The 18,250-nt window shown below is 67.5% G+C and carries 20 protein-coding genes and 1 tRNA gene; 16 read left to right on the top strand and 5 right to left on the bottom strand.

All coding sequences use genetic code 11. From position 1 onward, the window contains the following. Window positions 1–186: 186 nt before the first annotated feature. Both ABZ459_RS07920 and ABZ459_RS07915 read left to right on the top strand, forming a co-directional pair. Entirely contained in the window at window positions 187–558 is a 372-nt protein-coding gene (locus ABZ459_RS07920; RefSeq protein ID WP_357967287.1) for a hypothetical protein, read from the top strand. 313 nt (window positions 559–871) lie between these two features. Continuing rightward, complete coding sequence (locus tag ABZ459_RS07915) at window positions 872–1,813, top strand: D-2-hydroxyacid dehydrogenase family protein (RefSeq protein WP_357967284.1); 942 nt, start codon at window positions 872–874, stop codon at window positions 1,811–1,813. A gap of 7 nt (window positions 1,814–1,820) precedes the next feature. Here the strand turns inward: ABZ459_RS07915 and ABZ459_RS07910 are convergent, their stop codons facing one another. Continuing rightward, a complete protein-coding gene (locus ABZ459_RS07910; protein ID WP_357967281.1) occupies window positions 1,821–2,390 on the bottom strand; it encodes a CGNR zinc finger domain-containing protein in 570 nt (189 codons plus the stop codon). Between the two features lie 71 nt (window positions 2,391–2,461). Here ABZ459_RS07910 and ABZ459_RS07905 point away from each other — a divergent pair, with 71 nt between their 5' ends. The 10 genes from ABZ459_RS07905 (at window position 2,462) to ABZ459_RS07860 (ending at window position 12,514) form a co-directional block, all read left to right on the top strand. After that, window positions 2,462–3,211 carry a class I SAM-dependent methyltransferase gene (locus tag ABZ459_RS07905; RefSeq protein ID WP_357967279.1) on the top strand — a complete coding sequence of 250 codons (750 nt, stop codon included), beginning with the start codon at window positions 2,462–2,464 and terminating at the stop codon, window positions 3,209–3,211. Between the two features lie 54 nt (window positions 3,212–3,265). Continuing rightward, a complete protein-coding gene (locus ABZ459_RS07900; protein WP_357967276.1) occupies window positions 3,266–4,036 on the top strand; it encodes an arylamine N-acetyltransferase in 771 nt (256 codons plus the stop codon). A gap of 40 nt (window positions 4,037–4,076) precedes the next feature. After that, complete coding sequence (locus tag ABZ459_RS07895) at window positions 4,077–4,781, top strand: class I SAM-dependent methyltransferase (protein WP_357967273.1); 705 nt, start codon at window positions 4,077–4,079, stop codon at window positions 4,779–4,781. A gap of 157 nt (window positions 4,782–4,938) precedes the next feature. After that, window positions 4,939–5,757, top strand: coding sequence for a hypothetical protein (locus ABZ459_RS07890; RefSeq protein ID WP_357967270.1), 819 nt, complete (start codon window positions 4,939–4,941; stop codon window positions 5,755–5,757). Window positions 5,758–6,074: 317 nt separating this feature from the next. Then, the gene (locus ABZ459_RS07885) at window positions 6,075–7,181 is read left to right on the top strand and encodes a hypothetical protein (protein ID WP_357967268.1); all 1,107 of its coding nucleotides are present in this window, start codon (window positions 6,075–6,077) and stop codon (window positions 7,179–7,181) included. A gap of 104 nt (window positions 7,182–7,285) precedes the next feature. Next, window positions 7,286–7,858, top strand: coding sequence for a DUF6461 domain-containing protein (locus ABZ459_RS07880; protein WP_357967266.1), 573 nt, complete (start codon window positions 7,286–7,288; stop codon window positions 7,856–7,858). Window positions 7,859–7,921: 63 nt separating this feature from the next. Then, window positions 7,922–8,884 carry an ankyrin repeat domain-containing protein gene (locus ABZ459_RS07875; protein ID WP_357967263.1) on the top strand — a complete coding sequence of 321 codons (963 nt, stop codon included), beginning with the start codon at window positions 7,922–7,924 and terminating at the stop codon, window positions 8,882–8,884. 61 nt (window positions 8,885–8,945) lie between these two features. After that, the gene (locus tag ABZ459_RS07870; RefSeq protein WP_357967261.1) at window positions 8,946–9,539 is read left to right on the top strand and encodes a hypothetical protein; all 594 of its coding nucleotides are present in this window, start codon (window positions 8,946–8,948) and stop codon (window positions 9,537–9,539) included. A 108-nt stretch (window positions 9,540–9,647) separates the two neighbouring features. Beyond that, on the top strand, window positions 9,648–10,670 hold the full coding sequence (locus tag ABZ459_RS07865; protein ID WP_357967258.1) for a hypothetical protein: 1,023 nt from the start codon (window positions 9,648–9,650) through the stop codon (window positions 10,668–10,670). Between the two features lie 980 nt (window positions 10,671–11,650). Further along, complete coding sequence (locus ABZ459_RS07860; RefSeq protein WP_357967256.1) at window positions 11,651–12,514, top strand: hypothetical protein; 864 nt, start codon at window positions 11,651–11,653, stop codon at window positions 12,512–12,514. Here ABZ459_RS07860 and ABZ459_RS07855 read toward each other — a convergent pair. After that, window positions 12,480–12,872 carry a hypothetical protein gene (locus ABZ459_RS07855; RefSeq protein WP_357967253.1) on the bottom strand — a complete coding sequence of 131 codons (393 nt, stop codon included), beginning with the start codon at window positions 12,870–12,872 and terminating at the stop codon, window positions 12,480–12,482. The genes ABZ459_RS07860 and ABZ459_RS07855 overlap by 35 nt on opposite strands. A 614-nt stretch (window positions 12,873–13,486) precedes the next feature. Between ABZ459_RS07855 and ABZ459_RS07850 the strand changes: the two genes are divergently transcribed. Beyond that, window positions 13,487–13,915, top strand: coding sequence for a hypothetical protein (locus ABZ459_RS07850; protein WP_357967251.1), 429 nt, complete (start codon window positions 13,487–13,489; stop codon window positions 13,913–13,915). Between the two features lie 71 nt (window positions 13,916–13,986). On the opposite strand, the gene ABZ459_RS07845 is transcribed toward ABZ459_RS07850, so the two are convergent. Next, window positions 13,987–15,075, bottom strand: coding sequence for a hypothetical protein (locus ABZ459_RS07845; RefSeq protein WP_357967248.1), 1,089 nt, complete (start codon window positions 15,073–15,075; stop codon window positions 13,987–13,989). A gap of 337 nt (window positions 15,076–15,412) precedes the next feature. Here ABZ459_RS07845 and ABZ459_RS07840 point away from each other — a divergent pair, with 337 nt between their 5' ends. The 3 genes from ABZ459_RS07840 to ABZ459_RS07830 all read left to right on the top strand — a co-directional run bounded on the left by ABZ459_RS07840 (window position 15,413) and on the right by ABZ459_RS07830 (window position 16,948). Next, window positions 15,413–15,904: a hypothetical protein gene (locus ABZ459_RS07840; protein ID WP_357967246.1), complete on the top strand. Its 492-nt coding sequence runs from the start codon at window positions 15,413–15,415 to the stop codon at window positions 15,902–15,904. 107 nt (window positions 15,905–16,011) lie between these two features. Next, window positions 16,012–16,407, top strand: a complete 396-nt coding sequence (locus tag ABZ459_RS07835) for a tyrosine-type recombinase/integrase (protein ID WP_357967244.1) — start codon at window positions 16,012–16,014, stop codon at window positions 16,405–16,407. A 76-nt stretch (window positions 16,408–16,483) separates the two neighbouring features. Continuing rightward, entirely contained in the window at window positions 16,484–16,948 is a 465-nt protein-coding gene (locus ABZ459_RS07830; protein WP_357967241.1) for a hypothetical protein, read from the top strand. A 79-nt stretch (window positions 16,949–17,027) separates the two neighbouring features. Here the strand turns inward: ABZ459_RS07830 and ABZ459_RS07825 are convergent. Further along, window positions 17,028–17,100: transfer RNA gene (locus tag ABZ459_RS07825), tRNA-Thr, on the bottom strand. A 20-nt stretch (window positions 17,101–17,120) separates the two neighbouring features. Further along, window positions 17,121–18,089 (bottom strand): 23S rRNA (guanosine(2251)-2'-O)-methyltransferase RlmB, encoded by a 969-nt coding sequence (gene rlmB / locus ABZ459_RS07820; protein ID WP_357967239.1) that lies wholly within the window; start codon window positions 18,087–18,089, stop codon window positions 17,121–17,123. Window positions 18,090–18,250 lie beyond the last annotated feature (161 nt).

Here is an 18,250-nt window from a genome sequence, read left to right as displayed (position 1 = left end):
CCACAGATGGCTCTAATCAGCACATTCACCAGGGACCGAATGAGTTTCAGGGGAAAATCCTCGACCTGCCAGAGGAAGAAAACTCTCCGCCGGGATCAGGGACCTACTCCGTGGACGTCTCAGGTCATCCTCCGGCGGGGTACACACGTCTACAGTTAGGCAACCTTGACCGGGGAGGTGGCGGTAATGGCATCGAATCTTCGCTGGCATCGGGCGGGCGGCACGGGCATGGGCAAGGCCGAGTTCGCTCGTTCGTCGGCGCGCCTGACGGAGCTCTTCGAGTGCTCGGCGATGCTGCGACGTACGCGGATGCGGGCCGAGGAGATCGTCGACGAGGCCCGCGCGCTGCTGGCCGAGGCCGAGGCCGAGGAGTTCGCCGACCCCGACCGCATCGAACGTCTGCGCGGCCAGCTGGAGGAGGCACGGGCTTCCTACGCCAAGGTGCTGACCGCATATGTCACGCTCTGCCGCAGGATCAACCAGGAGCGGCAGGAGATTCTGGCGATGCAGATGGACATCGAGTTGAACCGCGATTCCGGTTTGTCGGGAGTGGCTTGATGATTTGTCCGGGACAATTCCCGGAACCCTCGACGGAATGACTCCCCCTCCATCCGACCCACGCCTCCCCTGAGAACGTTTCAGATAGATGTGAACCTATGTGACACCTGAGACGTCTTTTGTTCAGGGAGGCCCACCATGCGCGTCCTTGACGGTCTGGCGTCGCCGGACCTGGAGGAGCTCAACCTGGAGCTGATCCTGGTCGCGGCGCTGCACGACGAGGCGGAAAGGCTAGCCGCCGATTGAACGGGCTCCAGCTCCCCGGCCCCGCCGGGGAGCTGGAGCAGGGGGCCGCGGCGTAGGATCACGGATCATGCTGCGCTGCGCCGTCCTCGACGACTACCAGGGCGTGGCCCTCGGGCTGGCCGACTGGTCGCGGGTCCGGGCCACGAGCTTCCTGGCCCACTTCACCAGCCAGGACGAGCTGGTGGCGGCCCTGGCGGACTTCGAGATCGTGGTCGTCATGCGGGAGCGCACGCCGTTCGGCGCGGAGCTGTTCGAGCGGCTGCCCCGGCTGCGCCTGCTGATCACCACGGGCATGCGCAACGCCTCCGTCGACCTCGACGCCGCCCGCGCCCGCGGGGTCACGGTGTGCGGCACGGGCAGCGCCTCCACCCCGCCGGCCGAGCTGACCTGGGCGCTCATCCTCGGCCTCGCCCGCCACCTGGTGCCCGAGGCCACGGCGATGCGCTCCGACGGCCCGTGGCAGAGCACCGTCGGCATGGACCTGCACGGCGGCACGCTCGGGCTGCTCGGCCTCGGCAAGATCGGGGCGCAGATGGCCCGCATCGGGCAGGCGTTCGGCATGGACGTCATCGCCTGGAGCCAGAACCTGACCGCGGCGCGCGCCGGCGAGCTCGGCGTGCGGGCGGTCGCCAAGGAGGAGCTGTTCGCCGAGTCCGACGTCGTCTCCGTCCATCTCGTGCTGAGCGAGCGCACCCGCGGGCTGGTCGGCGCGCGCGAGCTGGCGTTGATGCGGCCCAGCGCCTACCTGGTCAACACCTCGCGGGCGGCCATCGTCGACCAGGCCGCCCTGGCGTCGGCGCTGCGCGAGGGGCTGATCGCGGGGGCCGGGCTCGACGTGTTCGAGACCGAGCCGCTGCCCGCCGGGCACGAGCTACGCAAACTGCCCAACGTGCTGGCCACCCCCCATCTCGGGTACGTCACCGGCGGCAACTACGAGACCTACTTCCGCGACGCCGTGCAGGACATCGACGCGTTCCTGGCCGGCGCGCCGATCCGCGTCCTGGCCTGACCCCGGCTCACTCCGCCCGCGTCCTGGCCCGGAAGGCGGCGGTCTTGACGCGGTTCTGGCACGCCGTGGAGCAGAACCGGCGGGTGCCGTTGCGGGAGACGTCCACGTAGACGCGGTCGCAGTGGGGGGCGGTGCAGACCCCGAGCCGGTCGCCGAACTCGCTGCCGAGCACGATCGCGAGCCCGGTCGAGCAGCTCGCCGCCCAGTCGCCCGCCACTGAGCCGCCGGGGCCGTGGAAGTGCAGGTGCCACGGCTCGCCGTCGTGGCGTTCGAGCATCGGCCTGGCCCTGCTCTCCTCCAGCAGCGCGTTCGTGGCCATGGCGGCGGTGTCGACGTCGCCGTCCGCCACCGCGCGGAACACCACGCGCAGCCGGGCCGCGACCTCGGCCAGCTCGGCGGCGTCGGCCGCGCCGATCCCGCGGTGGCCGGAATAGACGCTGCCCAGCGCGCCGGAGGCGGCCGCGGCGAGGTCGTCGGGGACGGGGAACTCGCGCCCTCGCTGCTCGCCCGGGGTCAGCGCGTTGACCAGCGCCACCGCGACCCGGACGATCGCATCTGTGTGACTGTTGTAATCCACTTGACCAGTTACGCCTTCGCATTCTAAGTTGTGACTGCTCAAATCTTAGACGACAGTTACAGGGAGATCTGATGCTCACTCAGGAAGCCGCGCTGGCATGGATCGAGCGTTGGGACCGTCAGCAGGAGGGGTATCTGCCCGACCGGGAGGCCCGCTTCACCGCGCTGATCGACGCGGTCGAGGCGCTGGGCCGGCCGGATCCCGTGGTCATCGACCTGGGGTGCGGGCCGGGGTCGTTGTCCGCCCGGCTGCTCGAACGCCTGCCCTCGGCCACCGTGATCGCCGTCGACGCCGACCCGCTGCTGCTGGGGCTCGGCCGGGCCGCCTACCCCGGGCTGCGGTTCGTCTCGGCCGACCTGCGCACCGGCGGGTGGACCGAGGCGCTCGGCCTCGACCGTCCCGCCGACGCCGCGGTCAGCACCACCGCGCTCCACTGGATCTCGCCCGAGGAGCTTCAGGAGACGTACGCCGAGCTGGCCGGCGTCCTGCGCCCCGGCGGGATCCTGCTCAACGGCGACCACATGGACTCCTCCTCCCCCACCCTGGCCCGGCTGGAGCACGCGGTGCACCAGCGTGAGACCGACCGCGTCTTCGGCGACCGCCGCCCCGAGGACTGGCGTGCCTGGTGGGACGCCATCGCCGCCGACCCCGCCTTCGCCGACCTCAACCAGGAGCGCAGCACGGCCGGCGCGTCCCATCACGGCTCGGAGTCCCATCTGGTCGAGCAGCACGTCGGCGCGCTGGCCAAGGCCGGGTTCGGCGAGATCGGCACGTTGTGGCAGCGCGGGAACAACCGCCTGCTGTGCGCCGTGCGAAGCTGACCCGCGACGCCATCCGGCGGGCGCAGGCAGGCGAGACGTGGTTTCCTGTAGGTCATGGACGAGTCGCAAGTCACCCGCTACCTGGACAGATTCGGAGCGTCCCGGCCGGTGCCGCCGGACGTCCACGGCCTGCGGGCCCTGCAGCTCGCGCACCTGAGGGCGGTGCCGTTCGAGAACCTGAGCATCCACCTCGGCGAGCCGATCTCCCTCGCTCCCGACGCCCTGTTCGACAAGCTCATCACCCGCCGCCGCGGCGGCTTCTGTTACGAGCAGAACGGCCTGTTCGCCGCGCTGCTCACCGCGCTCGGCTACCGGGTGACCCTGCTCGCGGCGCGGGTGTTCGGCGGCGGCCGGCCGGGGCCGCTGTTCGACCACCTCGCGCTCCGCGTCGACCTCGACGAGCCCTGGCTGGTGGACGTCGGCTTCGGCGACTTCGCCGACGAGCCGCTGCGGATCGACGAGCGCGGCGAGCAGAAGGACGGGGCGGGGGTCTTCCAGATCGTCCCGGCTCCCGGTGAGCACGGCGATCTCGACGTGTCGCACAACGGCGAGCCCGCCTACCGGCTCACCGCGCGGCCGTACGAGCTGGCCGACTTCGTGCCGACCTGCTGGTGGCAGGCGACCTCACCGGACTCGCACTTCACCCGGTCGCCGGTGTGCTCGATACGGACGGCGGAGGGGCGTACCACGATCAGCGGGCGCAAGCTGATCGTCACCCGGCAGGGCGAACGCGCCGAACGCATCCTGAACGAGAACGAGCTGCTTCCGGCGTACCGGGAGCACTTCGGCGTGACGCTCGACCGGGCGCCGGCGGCGGGAGCCTGACCCCGGGAACGTCGCACCGGCTGGACTACGGTGGCCGACCATGGCCGACTACATCTCTCCCGTCTTCTACGATCTGCTCGCCGTGCACAGCCACATACCGGGCGTACGCGAGAAGCTGCCGTCTCTCCTGACCGGAGTACGCCGCAGCATCGTGGAGATAGGCGCCGGAACCGGCCTGATCACCACGTCCCTGGCCGAATGGACGCCCGCCGAGATCTTCGCCCTGGAACCCTCGGACACGATGCGGGCAGTACTGCTCTCCCGCCTGGCCGAACGGCCCGACCTGCTCGAACGGGTCACCGTGCTGCCCTGCGACGCCCTGGGCCTCGACCTCGACGAGCCGGCCGAGGCCATGGTGATGATCAATGTGCTGTACGCCCTGGAGCCCGGCTACCGCAGGCGGCTCTGGCCCGTCCTGGCCGACCGGTTGGAGCCCGGCGGTCTTCTCCTGCTGACCTGGCGCGACGGCGGCCCGCCGAAGCCGCGTCCCATGCGGCAACTGGACTCCCGCCGGGTGGGCCGCCACACGTACACGGTCTCGTCCGAGATCATCGAGTCGGACGACGAACGCGCCACCTGCCGCTACCTCTACCGGATCACCCGGGGCGACGAAGTGCTCAGCGAGGAAGAACTCGTCGGCCATGCCCATCGTCCCGCCTGGGAGACACTTCGGGACGAACTCGTGAGCGCAGGTTACGTCCGGACCGCCGCCCCCGACGGCCTCCTCGCCTGGCGACGCACCTGATCGACGTCAATGCCCGGCATATATGAAAATGACGGACACAAAACCAGCGGCCTCGTCGACATCAGTCGGCACACGATCGTTACGGAATATCACTCATCCGGCCAACAGCGCTCTCTTACTCTTTTCCCTGCTATATCCATCTAAATGAAGGACACTAATGAAGCTCTTCTTCGCGGGCCTCGCGACCACGGCGGCGATCGTGGGCGCGGCAGCCGTACCCGCTCAGGCCGCATCCCCGGCGACCACGCAGGCCGCCCCGGCGGACGCGGTGAAAGCCCTGAAAGCCCAGCTACTACCGGGCAAGAGCGTGAAGATCGACCAATTAAGCAGCATCACCGTCGATTTCTCCGTCGACGACCAGGCCATGCAGGTGCAGGTGAACACCCGCACCAACGGCACGCTGGCGTTCGGCAAGGGCAAGGTGGCGGCCGCCGACCTCCGCATCCGCATGTCGTCCCGCCAGGGGACCGAGCCTCCCTACCGGGTCGTCGCCGAAGGCAGAAACGCCTACGTGACCAACCCCGGAATCGTCAAGGCGTTGCCCGCCGGCCGTTCCTGGATCGGATCGAGGACCGGTGAGCGCGAGAACGCCATCCTCCACATGGGCGTCACCCCGGCGGACCTGAAGTTCATGCTGGACAACTCCTCCGAGGTGGCGACCGGCGAATACCAGGGCACCGCCACCCTCGCCGCCTACCGGCACGACAAGTCGGCCGGTGAAGGCAACGTCGAGTTCCACCTGTACTTCGACAAGAACAACCTGCTCAGCCGCGCAGTCGTCGACTCGACCTCCTCCTCCGACGGCGACGCCTACCGCCAGATGGCCTTCCACACCGACACCAAGTACTCCGGCTGGGGCGCCAAGGCGAAGATCACCGCACCGGCGTCCGGCAAGGTCGTCAACGAGAAGAAGCTCACCCCGAAGACCCGCAGGGCCGTCATCAAGGCCGGCTACCCGGAGACCGGCCCCTTCTGACCACCTCAGCAGGCCCGGCATCACCGACCTGCCGCCCGCCGAGGCGGGACTGCCACCGCAGCCCCGCCCTCAGCCGGCGTGGTCGCTCAGCCACTCGGCCACCCTTCCGGACGAAGCTCGGCGACGAAGAACCAGCGCCTATCATTTTTCATCGCCCGGCTCCCTGAGGACCGACATACATTTTCATTAGGTCACCGGCAGTTACTCAGCGGTCCCTTGGTGACATCCCCAGCGTTCAATGGCACACCTTCGAGAACGGGAACCTGCTTATCGGGACCGGCGTCTGAGAGGAGGTGAGACGTTCGGCTTATTCAGGCTTGCTGATTACCGCATTGGTGCTCACCGTCGGTGCAGGCGGCTGCGCGACACGTATCTCGCAATCGGCGTCGCGACCGACCGCCCCACCTCAGGTGCCGACCTTGCCTGCGGCCGAGGACGTCTGGCCCGAGGCGTTCTTCCCGGCGCCACGCTGGTTCAGCGACACCCGTGACGTTCAGCCGCTGGCGATGCTCAGCAAGCACGAGGTGCTGATGGCCGACCCCGACGAGCACCGTCCGATCCTGGTGAACTACGACCGGCGGACCGGCAGGCACGAACTCTTGGGCACCGTCCCCGAGAGCACGGCGCGTTACCACCGGATCGAGAACGTGACCGTCAGCGATTCGCAGATCGCATGGATCGCCGCAGTCCGCCATCCGGACCGCACGAGCCCCGAGTTGCAGCTGTGGACGATGCCGATCACAGGCGGCCAGATTCGCTTCGTGGCCCTTGTCTCGCCCGACCCCAACCGGCCCGGGGGCCGGGACGGCCGTATGTACCGCCTGGAGATCGTGGGAGACCAGATCGTCTGGTGGGAGGACAGCGGAGGCTCCGTCTACCGCGTCCCTCTCACCGGCGGAACTCCGGCCCTGATGGGATCCGGCTACATCTCCACCTGGCCTTGGGTGCACGACGGCGAGGACACCGTCACCGACCTCGTCACCGGCGAGAAACGCTCCGCCGAAAGGGTCGACGGCACGGACCGGCGCTGCGGACCCGAATGGTGTGTCAGCGGCGTCGCCCGCGCCGCCAACCAGCTGACGCAGGTGATCGTGCAACGCCGGGACGGCTCACGACGCGGCATCGTCCCCGGCGGGTTCCGCAGGACCCCTCTCTTCCACGAGAGGTTCGGGTTCTTCGATCCGCCGGAGGTCATCGGCGAGGGTTCCTCCATATCCACCGCCCGTGTCGGAACGCTGGAGAACGGCAGCGTGATCTACGACCGCTGCGCCGACAGATCCGCAGCGCTGAAACCGAAAGAAGGCGAGTTGCCCATACACGTCGGCGGTTCCCTCCCCGGCGGTCCGTTGTTGTTCTGGCGGGACGACGCCCGCAAGCGGTACATGGTCATGGACCTGGCCGCCATCCCCGAGCAGGGATGCTGACCGACGTTCGGCTCATCACTGGACACTTCGGCGCAACGCACAGAGCCGGTCGCCTCCCGACGACGCGAGCTGTTCCTGTCGGTGCCGACTGGCAGCATGACGGCATGTCCTTGCAGCCCCCCGATGTCTCCTGGCTCTGCGGCGAATACGCCGAGGAGTGCTACAGCTTCATCTACGTGCGTGCCACGCCCGAACAGGTGGTCGCGCGCCTCGGCGGCCGATGGGAGGACTTCACGCCGGGCCCCTTCCCCGAAGACCCGGACGACTACCCGGACCCCGGGGCCGCTGTCGGCGTCACCTCCATCGGCGACTGGACGTTCGTCTTCGACCCCGACTGGCTCGGCACCTGCGAAGACCTGATCACCGAGCTGTCGAAGGGCACCCGCCTCGTCTCCCAGGCCGCACTCGGCGTCAAGGACCTCGACTACTTCTACTGGTGCGAGGACGGCGAGATCAGATTGGGCTGGGGCGGCGACGAAGGCTTCCTGACGGAAACGCCCGCCGAGCTCGTGGACACGATGGCGGAGATCGACAGGCTCTACCCATCGCGTCCCCGGCTCTACAGAGGGCCGGCCTTCCTGCTCGTCGAGCACCTGACCGGCATCAGGGCGACGGAGCACCTGCTGAAGAGTTCCGCGTTCAGATGGGGCGTCATCCCGCCTGTGAGCAAGCCCTGACGCCGGCAAGCCCGATACGCGTCGAAGCCGGGTGCCAGATCATCGATGTGCTGGAGGAGTCCCATGACCGCTACCGACGACCTCGGATGGTGGATCGTCGGCTGGGACGAATGGACAGACCTCGGCCTGATCCGCGCTCGGCTCGCCGCGGGCGCCGATCCCGACTCCGGCGTGCGTCTCTTCGACAAGCCGCTGCACGTCGCGGCTGAGCGAGGCTCGCCGGAGGTGGTCGCCGAACTGGCCGCACGGGTCGACGACGTCGACGCCGAACACCGCGGCCGTACCGCCCTCTGGACGGCCGTCTTCGAGGGCCGCACCGACAACGCCCGAGCCCTCGTCGCCGCCGGAGCGGACCCGTGGCGCCACATGATGAACGGCTGGTCCCCCGGCCGCCTCAGCCTGGCCGGCCCCAATCCCGACCTCTTCCCGGTCCCCCCGTCAGAGATCAGCCTCTCCACGGCCGAGGCCACCGCCGCCGCGGAGGCCAAGCGGCTGATCCCCGCGCTGGGAGACTTCCACTACGAAGGCCTGAGCCTGGCCTGCGTGGCCGGCGTCAGCGCAGCCGAGGCGACAGCGCGCCTGGAAGCCACCCCTGCCGACGACGTGGACGTCGACGCCCTGTACGAGGCCTGGTACAACGTCCCGGACGCCGAATGGATCGTCGGCATCACCGACGTACCCGGCGGCTGCGCCATCACCCAGCCCTGGGGATACGTCGCCTACACTCCCGGCCTCGGCAGGCTCGTTTCGACGGGCACGGTCTGCTACAGCATGCACTCCAACGCCAAAGGCGGCATCTTCGGGCACATCGCCCGAGACGGCGAGGTCATGGCCTGGGAGCCGGACAGCGCCTTCATGGTCCCCACTGACGCCCCCGCCGAGGAGATCCTCGCCGCCTACCTCTACCGCGACCGCTGTCCGGCGTATTGCTGCGCCGGCGCGGGCCTGCGCCTGGCCGACGCCCGGCCGATCACCGGCCCACCCGGCGCCTGGCTACGACTGCCCGAAAGGGACTTCTGGGCCTGACGTACGGCCCAAGGACGATGCAAAGCCTGTACCGACACCCGATGCCTGGATACTGCCGGCCATGGTCATCATCGAAGTCGTCCTGGAGACCCACGACGCGGTGGACTTCACGGCCTGGCCGATCACCGAGCCGTCGAACGACCGCCTTCTCGCCCTCTCCGGCCGGATGTCTCCCGCCGACGTCGGGACGGCCATGGCCGTGATCTTCAGCTACAACGGCCTCCCGACCACGCACGCCGCCGACCTGACCGAGGCGCATCTGCACCAACACCTCGCCGAAACGGGCGGCCTGATCGCTCCGGGCGGTCTGCGGCTCCGCGACACCACCACCGACGTCGACGTCCCGCCCGGTTGCTGTTTCGGCCTGGAGAACTGGCGGGACTGGTGGGACGTGGCACGCGGGCACGAACCCTGGCTGGGGCACGACCCCACGCCGCACATCACCCATGTGGGTCACGTCATCCAGCTCCGGCAGCACGTCGAGGATTCTCCGCCCATCGAGATCACTCGCGACGAGCTCTCCAGCCTGCTCACCACAGCCCAACAGCACTTCTCCGGGTTCCTCGACCTCGCCCGGCAGTGGGCGACGATCACTACCCCGGGGCCGGCCGACCAGCTCATCGCAGCCCTCGACCAGCACTTCGCGATCACTTGAGCCTTCTCGTCCTCGGCCGGCTCCGGCGACGCGGTGATTCTGCGCGTTTCCCCGCCAGGCGGGATGTTGTGCCACCATGATCGCCTCGTAAACGGCAAAGGAGGCTGTTTGGTCGTCTTCTCCTGTACGTCGTGCGGCGCCGTGCTGACCGCGCGGGTCGCACGGGTGGCGCTCCCCGACCACTCCGGCCAGAAGTACGGCCATGACCTGCTCCCGGGTCTCCTGGAGCCGGGAACATACGCCGTGGACCCTGGACATGGCCGACCAAGAGCCCCCTTGATGCCCGAACCGGAATATCACCGCGTCCGGCAACTGACGTACTGCATCACGGGCCCCCCGAACAGGATCGGGATCGCGCCGGGCGACGTCCGCGGAACCGTCTTCATCCCGGACCGGCTGGGCGGCTGCTGTTGCGGCTGGGACGGCCAGTACGGCCCCAATTTGGCCTGCGCCAGGTGCGACCGCCCGGTGGCGACCCGCGTCGACGACTGCGGGTTCTGGCAGGTGGTGTGGCTGGAGCCGGACGCCGTGCGTCCCGTCGCCGTCGCCGGCCCCGTCCAGCGGGTGATGGACTGGACGGAGCTGCCGAGCACGCCACCCGTTGATCCGCTTGGTTTCTGGAGCCCACAGTGGGAGGCCTCAATCGCGGTGACCCTGGCACACCTGGTGGTGGCTTCGGGGGGCAAGCGGGTGTCCGTCCCTGACATGCCGGTCGCAGAGACGTTTCGCCGGACGATCGAGAGCCTGCTCCCTCCCGGGCCGCCGGAACGACACCTCGCCCTGGCCGGCCCCGGCCTGTCCACCCCGATCACGGACCTCGCCCTGGTGCCGAAGCACCCGCAGACCGGTGAGGTCTGGCCGTGTGACGCGGGCACAGTGGTGCCGCTCGCTGCGGACGTGTGGACGTACCTGGCCTTCAACGACGATCGACGGCTCATGCCCGTGGCGCACGGGATGCCTGCCGCCGCCCGCCACGACGATCCGCTCCCGCTGCTGCCGCACCGCCTGTTCCATCCCGATGGGCAGGTATTCGTCAGCACACTGGAGCGACTGCCGAAGTTCCGGCAGCCATGGCTGCGCCGCATCCACGACTCGGTGAAAGGCCGCCCGTACCCGGCCCCGTTCGCGTAGCCCTCCCCACGTCAGATTCGATCCCGTCGGCGGAACCTGACCAGAGCTCCCGCAATCGCGTCGCCCCCGAACGCACGGTCGTCCAGTCTGTCGCAGGCGGATGCCACGGCAACGATGTCGGCTTCGCTTGACGTGCGCATATGCGGCGCTCATGCGTGATCGGGCCGGCAACCATCGGGCTTCGGGGAAGCAGCTCCTGACGCTGTGGACATCTCGGGCCCGTGGGCCACCATGCCCGGCCCTTCGTGAGCAGCAACGGTCGCGGACTTCTTCGCACCGTCCCTGGACGGGCAGAGCACCAGGGGTACGACGAGAGACGGACGCCCCCGATTGGGGCGACGTGACGATCACGCGGAAAGAGTTCGATCGCCAGGGCCACGATCCTGCCAACTGTCAATGATCACCCGTCCACCTGGAGTGCAGCATCGCCTCGCGGTTCATGGCTCTGTACCGGAGATCTTGATCGCGGCGTACTCGCGGGTCTGCCGAGTCGTCCCCTCAGGAGTTGGCGGCGCGGCGCGCCGCACTACGACAGATTCACAGCCCTTCTCAAACACGTGCGGTTCACGACGTCCGTTAGAGATAGGCGGTGGATGTCGACTGCGACCATCCCTTCGTCAGCCGCTGCGTTGAATTCGCCTCTTCGAGCGTGACGACAGTGTGCGTCGGCCAGGCGCATGGGGACGTTGGAGCTGCCGTCGGGACGGGTGTGCATCTGGTTGGTTCCGTGGGCGTGTTCTTTCGGCGCCGTCGTCGGCCAGGAAAACGGGTCTCGGCCACTCGCATCCCCACGAGCACGTCGGCACCGATCCCCTGAAGACTCCGTACCAACTCGGCCGACGGTTTGTCGGACGTGACTGCCAGACTCCACACATGCATGACCTGGTTCTCTCAGCGAACACCATCGCGGCCAGTCCTCCCGGCGCGGAGAGACTCTCCGCGGACACGTGTTCCGGCCGCAGCCGTGGCAGGTGGCACACATGAGCGCGTTCGAGCAGTACAGCCTTGAGCCGAGCCCAGAAGGATGGGATCCGGCGTGGATCGCGCGTGGTGAGCTTCGCGGCCAGCGGTTCGAGTTGCCCGCCGATGTGTCGAGCGTGACCTTCGACCGGTCCCGGCTGGTGGACGTGGACTTTTCCGGAATGCGGTTCGCCGAGTTCACCGTTCACGGCAGCGAGTTCGAAGGATGCGACTTCACGGGCGTGGTCTTCGAGCGCCTGTCGATGTCCACGACCTGCAGGCGGGGGCCCTGGGACGGCGTCGGCTGGCCGCAGTCGGTCTTCCGCGACTGCGTGTTCCGGCGCACCTGCTTCGCGTCCTCCACGTTCTTCGGCAACGTCCGCTTCGAGAGGTGCACCTTCGACCGGTCCCGATTAAGAGACCAGACGAGCACTGCCGAGGCACAGTTCGTCGACTGTGTCTTCCTCGGTCGCGTGCGAAACGTCAACTTCTGGGGTCGCCCAACCGAGCACCAAGATGCGCTGGGCAGGGACCACAACGACTTCACCGGCAACGACTTCACCGGCGCGGAGCTGGACTACGTCGCCTTCCACCACATCGACCTGCACGCCCAGCGCTGGCCCGGCCTGCCCGGCTACGCGCTCCTCGACCGGATCAGCGCGCGCGTGGCGGCGGTGCTGCCCTTGGTGGAGCAGTGGCCGGACGCACACCACCGGAAGGCGGCGCGCTTCAGCCTGGAGTACCTCGCGGACACGGCCTTGGCACAAAACGACGATCAGGCGCTGGTGAGCCCGTCGGACATGGGCCGCAAGCTGCCTCCCTCGCTGCGCGAGGAGCTGTTCGAGGCGTTCAGCCGCACATCCAGCGATACAGGCCCTGGTTGAGCCGTACCGCCTCGCGAGCCAGATGCCGCAAGGCCGTGATGCGTTGGACCTCGAACTCGTCGAGCAGTTCCTCCTCGGCGTACTCACGCAGCCGCACGTCGTCCACGGCGGCGAGTGCGGCAACGGTCTCGGGCGCTGCCCGGTCCACGCCCGCCGACTCGCCGTCGTCCACGATGGTCTCGCTGTCCCCGAACTCGCTCAGATCGCGTCCGCTGAGCTCCGCGACCAGCGTGTCGAGCTCGTCGAGCCATCCCTTGCAATCGACGTACGGCAGGTTGATGCCCTCCGGCCCGCCGTCCAGGGCCAGCCGGGCGGACTCATCAGAGTCCGCCGCGAAGTAGTCGACGAAAACGCCCATGGCCGGCCACTCTACCGATCAAGCCCACAGGAAACGCAGCAGACGGGATCAACAGTCCCACCAGCGGACCAACGCCCTCGAAGAGGGCGAGATACATGGCTCTAGCCCGAAGAACACGAAGTCCTGTCCGCACCGGACGATCCGGTGGGACTGCACCAGAGATTCAGGCCGTCCCACCGCCCGACCTGGGCGTCCAGACTGCAGAAATCCACGAACCTCCGTAGCGGCACACCTCGATCATCACCCAACTGGTCAGGACGAGAAACGCGAGATGGCACTCGGGGAGTGATGCCACTCCCAAAGCACTCGATCACCGGTAAATGGCAGATGCCTCATTGAGGACATCCCGAGCTGGTCAGACGATCGTTGCGGTGCGATGGCGGGCGATTGCGTAAGGCAGTGCTGCCGTATCGGCCGCTGTACAGCACGAGCCACAGCACCGCACTCCACATGTAGGGGGTCCGCTTTTCAGGCGGAGCAATCGCCCTGCTCGGCTGATCGAAACCGTGGTCAGGAACGTGTGGATGGGGCGAGCCCGTGTGCGGTGAGAGCGCTACTGCCACGAGCCAGCAGGAAGCTTCCGAGATCGTTCAAGTGTGCGGGACCATGTCCTCATGTCAGTGACTGAATTCGCCGGCGTGACCAAGGACAAGGATCGTGGCGTCACCTCCACGGGAGGACTGTATGAGTTCTGGACCGAGGACTCCGCCCACGTCTACCTGCACGACACCAAATTCATACATCTGACCTACCGGCCCGGCAGGCCACCAGTGCTGGAGCTGGAGTTTGTCTACGATCCGCAGTGGACTCCACCCGAGCTGTCGAAGACGCCCGTTGTGGTCTTCCGGTTCGAGGATGTCCGCCTCGTCGAGTGGCAGGAGGACCAGGAGGGCCATGACTGCGTGACCGCTCACCCCGATGCTCCACCTGGTCAGGTCGAACTCTTTGACTGGGACGGCGTCGACCTGTTCACCCTGCACACCTTCACGCTGTACCTGGCCTTCCACGCACCACGAGCAGAAGTGACCGTACGCGCGGAGTAGGGCAGCGAACCCACGGCCTACCTGTACAGACTCCAGCCCCCTCCACCTTCAAAGGGCAACCGTGATGGTGATCAGTCCAGACTGAACCGGTCGTACATCGCCTCAAGTTGAGCTTGACGTTGCGAGTCGCCAAGCACGATCCGGATTTGCACAAGTTGTCCATCGGCGTCGTGGTCGGCAGAGACAGGAAAGAACCCATCCCCCCAACTGGTCATGACGCACATCGTCCGAGTGCCACCGACCTCGATCGTTCCGGCCTCGTGCTTCGCAGCTCTGACCTGGGCCATGATCTGCCAGTGGTGGGAGTGCGGCCGGAAATCAACCGCGATCATCCGTTCGGCACCAGCTTGTTTCCACTCCTGCAAGGCGATGGCGCGGTCGACTGCCTCGCTGACAGGCAGGTCCGCCCATCCATACACCCCATCCTCTCCGGGATGCGGTAGGAGTGAGGCGCCGAAGCCGGCGGCGGCCTCCCGCACCGATCGCCCCCAGAACGCAACGTCGGCCATTCCGTCGATCGGCTCCTCATGGCGCCACGATGCCAACCCATCGGCATCGATGAGGCTGAGCCGAGCCGCGTCCACCCCGACATGGCCCAAGAGTCTGGTCGATGTGGGCTGCGTGGAGCGCATCCTGAGGGTGACCGACTCCCATCGCACACCGATGTTCCCGTAATCCCGGGAGGTTGCTGTCACGGCGATCTCCTGATCGGCGGGTATGCCACCGATCGCCACGACGGGAACGCCGTTCATGATGAACTCTGAACCGCCGGCCCGCACTGCGTGTTCGACACGTTCACGATGCGCGACCCGAGGTTCTTGACGTTCCAGCCAGGCATCGAACCCATGCGCCTGGCAGAGCTCGGCGAAAGCGCCGACCACCTGCTCGACCCCATGTCCGGGAATGTCATAGAGCCACATACCCGGCTGGCGATTGAAGGACCGAGCGGCAGTCTCGGCGTCAGGGCCCACCACAGCCAGGTCAACCGACGCGCGGATACTCTCACGCAACGCGGGATCCTCTATCGCGGAGAGCATGACCTCGTCCACCGCCGGAGGCGCGTCCCCCGACCACAAGTTCAGGTAGCCGGTATCGGCGACCACCAGTCGCCCGGACGGGCACGTGATGGACCCCAGCGATGTCGGGGCATCGATCCTCATCGAGGAAGTATGCCCCAATCTTCCCCGAGTTTGATCAATAACGCTGCATGTCGACCGTCCACATACACAGCGGCTGATGGTCTAGGGCGGATGGCAGGGCCTCCTGCGCCGTCAGCTCCCCACGACGGCAACCGCCGAGATGGCCGGCACTACACCACCTGGATTCTGGAGCCGTTCCCTCGAACAGGGCTGACGGCTCCTTCGATGCGAAGCCACTCAACCATGATCGATCGGAGTAGACGGCCTGCTCCGATGCCTTGTGCTCAGGCAACGGGAATTGTCAGCCCTGCAGGCCATGATCACCGCACGCCCATTCGCCCTGACCCCAAGGACCACCATGGCGCAGATCATCAAGGCGTTCCTCGATCCGCAAAAGATCTCCCGTTACTTCAACGGGATCGTAGACGTCGAAGACATCTCTGCGGAGTGGCGCGTCGTCGAGCTCTCCGCCAGTGGCGAGATCTGGTCCGAGAGCGCCCCCAACCTCATCGCGCTCGACCCAACCCGTTGCGACCAAGCTCTCATCAAGTACGAACTCTGGGACGGCGAGCCACCCACCTCGAACTGGGATGAAAGCCGCTTGGGAACCGTCCATCTGACTTCCGGGAAGGTCGCTGCGATCAGTTCCTGGTCCGGAGACACCACGTACAACGACGAGTTCGACCTCGGTCGGCGCGATCAAGACTGGCGGTTCGAAGTCCACCGCAAATTCCTCAGCCACGAGGACTTCACCACGGACATCATCAGCCTGGTCCTCTACAAGGTGCAGTTCTGGTCACCCGCAGAGATCGAACACCAGTCCGCCGAGACAAATCCCCATGCCCGCTGAGCAACCGGGGCCAGGGCCCAGGCGGCATCTACGGCCTGCACGCACCGGGTCCTGATCACCTCGTACGCCTTCGACTCACCACGTAGCGTCAGCGGGCCGGGGACGGAGTGTCAGGCCCGGCTTCGCATGTACGTTCGCCGGTCGCGGCCCTGAAGCTGCGCTTCGAGCGGCAAGACCAGGCCCGCGAAAAGGCCGGCGACAAGTGGAAGGACTCAGACCAGGTGTTCACCACGAGATACGGCACGCCCATCGAACCACGAAACCTCAACCGCGCCTCCGAGGCCCACTGCAAGAACGCCGGTGTCCCGCGCATCCGCTTCCATGACACCCGGCACACCTGCGCCTCGCTCCTGGCCGCCCTCGACGTCCACCCGCGCGTGGCGATGCGCATCCTCAGGCACTCACAGATCAGCGTGACCATGAACGTCTACACCCAGATCCCAAGCCCGGAAACCCGCAATGCCCTTGCTTGCCTCAATGCCAGCCTGGAGAACGTCCCATAATCGACGTAGATGCGAAGAGGCCCGCGGAATCGCCCACAGGGCCTTTTCGCGTCACGTGCCATGCTGAGATAGCGGGATGAATGAAGCAGATCGCGCTGCGGTGCTCGCCTTGCAGAACCTCTTCGCGACGCTGGGCGCCGATGCCCCTCAAGAGTGGGCTGCCTCAGAGATCTCAGAGGACATACCTCAGCTGGCTGGCTTCTTGGCGCTGCGGCGCATATGGCCAGACTTGATCAATGGCTGGGCCTCGCCGGGAGCGCTGGAAGGCATTCCCGCGGCTGCTCGACTGCTCGCCGACGGCGCGAACCCCACCGACCTCGCACGGGTCGCCCAGGTGGCCGCCTACGAAACAGCGTTCAGTCTCCTCTACAGCCTCACCGCCCACGGCCGCGACGACGACGCCCCCACGGACAGCCCTGGCTGGCGTCTCATGGAAACCACACCGTCAGGCGAACTCACCGGCAGGGCCGTACAAAGTCTTCATGAGAGCCTGCTCGCCATGGACCCCTCAGGCCGCGACGGGCAGGACATCTTCGGCTAGTGCCGGTTGCTGTACAACCCTGCTGTACGAGACCGAAAAGGCCCTCTCCCGATCACGGGAAAGGGCCTTCTACGTGCAGAGCCGACGAGGGGAATCGAACCCCTGACCTTCTGTTTACAAGACAGATGCTCTGCCGATTGAGCTACGTCGGCACGGCCTACCAGTGTAGACGCTAGCGGCGCCTGTGACGAGCGACCTCGTACAGTGCCACACCGGCAGCGACTCCCGCGTTGAGGGATTCCGCGGCGGCCTGCATGGGGATGCGGACGACCACGTCGCACTGCTCTCGCACCAACCGGCCGAGGCCCTTCCCCTCGGAGCCCACCACGACCACGAGCGGCTCGGCGAGGAGGTCGGCGTCGCCGATGTCGATCTTTCCGGCGCCGTCGAGGCCGACGATGAAGAGGCCGGCTTCGCGGTATTCGCGGAGGGCGGCCGTCAGGTTGGAGGCGCGGGCGACGCGCAGGGTGGCGAGCGTGCCGGCCGACGTCTTCCATGCGCCACCCGTCACCCCGGCCGAGCGGCGGGACGGGATGAGCAGGCCGTGCGCCCCGAACGCGGTGGCGGAACGGGCGATGGCGCCCAGGTTGCGCGGGTCGGTGACCGAGTCGAGCGCCACGATCAGCGGGACCTCGGCCGCGTCCTGAGCCAGTTCGACCAGCTCGGACGGGTGCGCATAGTCGTAGGCGGGGATCTGGAGCGCGATGCCCTGGTGGACGACGCCCTCCGTCATCCGGTCGAGCTTGTCGCGGGTGACTTCGAGCAGCGCGATCCCACGCTCCGCCGCGATCTTGATGGAGTCGCGTACGCGGTCGTCGTTCTCGACGCGCTGAGCTACGTAGAGGGCATTCGCGGGCACCCCGGCCTGCAGCGCCTCCAGCACCGGGTTACGGCCGCCGATGTATTCGGGGGCGTCCTCGGAACGCTTCTGCCGGGCCGGGCCACTGCCCGGACGACGCGTCTCGCCGCGGTCCTCCCTGGCGATGCGCTCGGTCCTGGCCTTGTCCTTGTACCAGTGGCGCATCTCGGCAGGCGGCGTCGCGCCCCTGCCCTCGAGCGACCGGCGCTTCTGGCCCCCGGTGCCCTTGGAGGGGCCCTTCTTCTTCGCGGGCCTGCCCGATGCCCTACCGCCTGCTGCCATGCCATCAAGGGTATCGGCCCGCCGACCCACCCGATCCCGCCGGGCAAGCCCCCACCCGATCCCGGCAAAAGAGCGAATCCAGCCACGCAGCAGAGGTCCGCCCTGTAGGAGCGACGAATCTGGTCACGCGACAGAGCACGCGGCCCCAAGAACAGGGGGTC

This window comes from Nonomuraea sp. NPDC005692, from assembly GCF_040631115.1.
Lineage (GTDB): Bacteria > Actinomycetota > Actinomycetes > Streptosporangiales > Streptosporangiaceae > Nonomuraea.
Note: the sequence above shows the minus strand (reverse complement) of the source record. Positions and strands in the feature narration are given on the sequence as shown.

What these genes read in the sequence shown, in the direction of transcription:
- ABZ459_RS07880 (WP_357967266.1), top strand. Translation starts at nt 7,286, where the DNA reads ATGTCCTTGCAGCCCCCCGATGTCTCCTGGCTCTGCGGCGAATACGCC.
- ABZ459_RS07915 (WP_357967284.1), top strand. Translation starts at nt 872, where the DNA reads ATGCTGCGCTGCGCCGTCCTCGACGACTACCAGGGCGTGGCCCTCGGG.
- rlmB (WP_357967239.1), bottom strand. Translation starts at nt 18,089, where the DNA reads ATGGCAGCAGGCGGTAGGGCATCGGGCAGGCCCGCGAAGAAGAAGGGC.
- ABZ459_RS07900 (WP_357967276.1), top strand. Translation starts at nt 3,266, where the DNA reads ATGGACGAGTCGCAAGTCACCCGCTACCTGGACAGATTCGGAGCGTCC.
- ABZ459_RS07830 (WP_357967241.1), top strand. Translation starts at nt 16,484, where the DNA reads ATGAATGAAGCAGATCGCGCTGCGGTGCTCGCCTTGCAGAACCTCTTC.
- ABZ459_RS07850 (WP_357967251.1), top strand. Translation starts at nt 13,487, where the DNA reads ATGTCAGTGACTGAATTCGCCGGCGTGACCAAGGACAAGGATCGTGGC.
- ABZ459_RS07845 (WP_357967248.1), bottom strand. Translation starts at nt 15,075, where the DNA reads ATGAGGATCGATGCCCCGACATCGCTGGGGTCCATCACGTGCCCGTCC.
- ABZ459_RS07890 (WP_357967270.1), top strand. Translation starts at nt 4,939, where the DNA reads ATGAAGCTCTTCTTCGCGGGCCTCGCGACCACGGCGGCGATCGTGGGC.
- ABZ459_RS07895 (WP_357967273.1), top strand. Translation starts at nt 4,077, where the DNA reads ATGGCCGACTACATCTCTCCCGTCTTCTACGATCTGCTCGCCGTGCAC.
- ABZ459_RS07875 (WP_357967263.1), top strand. Translation starts at nt 7,922, where the DNA reads ATGACCGCTACCGACGACCTCGGATGGTGGATCGTCGGCTGGGACGAA.
- ABZ459_RS07870 (WP_357967261.1), top strand. Translation starts at nt 8,946, where the DNA reads ATGGTCATCATCGAAGTCGTCCTGGAGACCCACGACGCGGTGGACTTC.
- ABZ459_RS07840 (WP_357967246.1), top strand. Translation starts at nt 15,413, where the DNA reads ATGGCGCAGATCATCAAGGCGTTCCTCGATCCGCAAAAGATCTCCCGT.
- ABZ459_RS07860 (WP_357967256.1), top strand. Translation starts at nt 11,651, where the DNA reads ATGAGCGCGTTCGAGCAGTACAGCCTTGAGCCGAGCCCAGAAGGATGG.
- ABZ459_RS07905 (WP_357967279.1), top strand. Translation starts at nt 2,462, where the DNA reads ATGCTCACTCAGGAAGCCGCGCTGGCATGGATCGAGCGTTGGGACCGT.
- ABZ459_RS07855 (WP_357967253.1), bottom strand. Translation starts at nt 12,872, where the DNA reads ATGGGCGTTTTCGTCGACTACTTCGCGGCGGACTCTGATGAGTCCGCC.
- ABZ459_RS07920 (WP_357967287.1), top strand. Translation starts at nt 187, where the DNA reads ATGGCATCGAATCTTCGCTGGCATCGGGCGGGCGGCACGGGCATGGGC.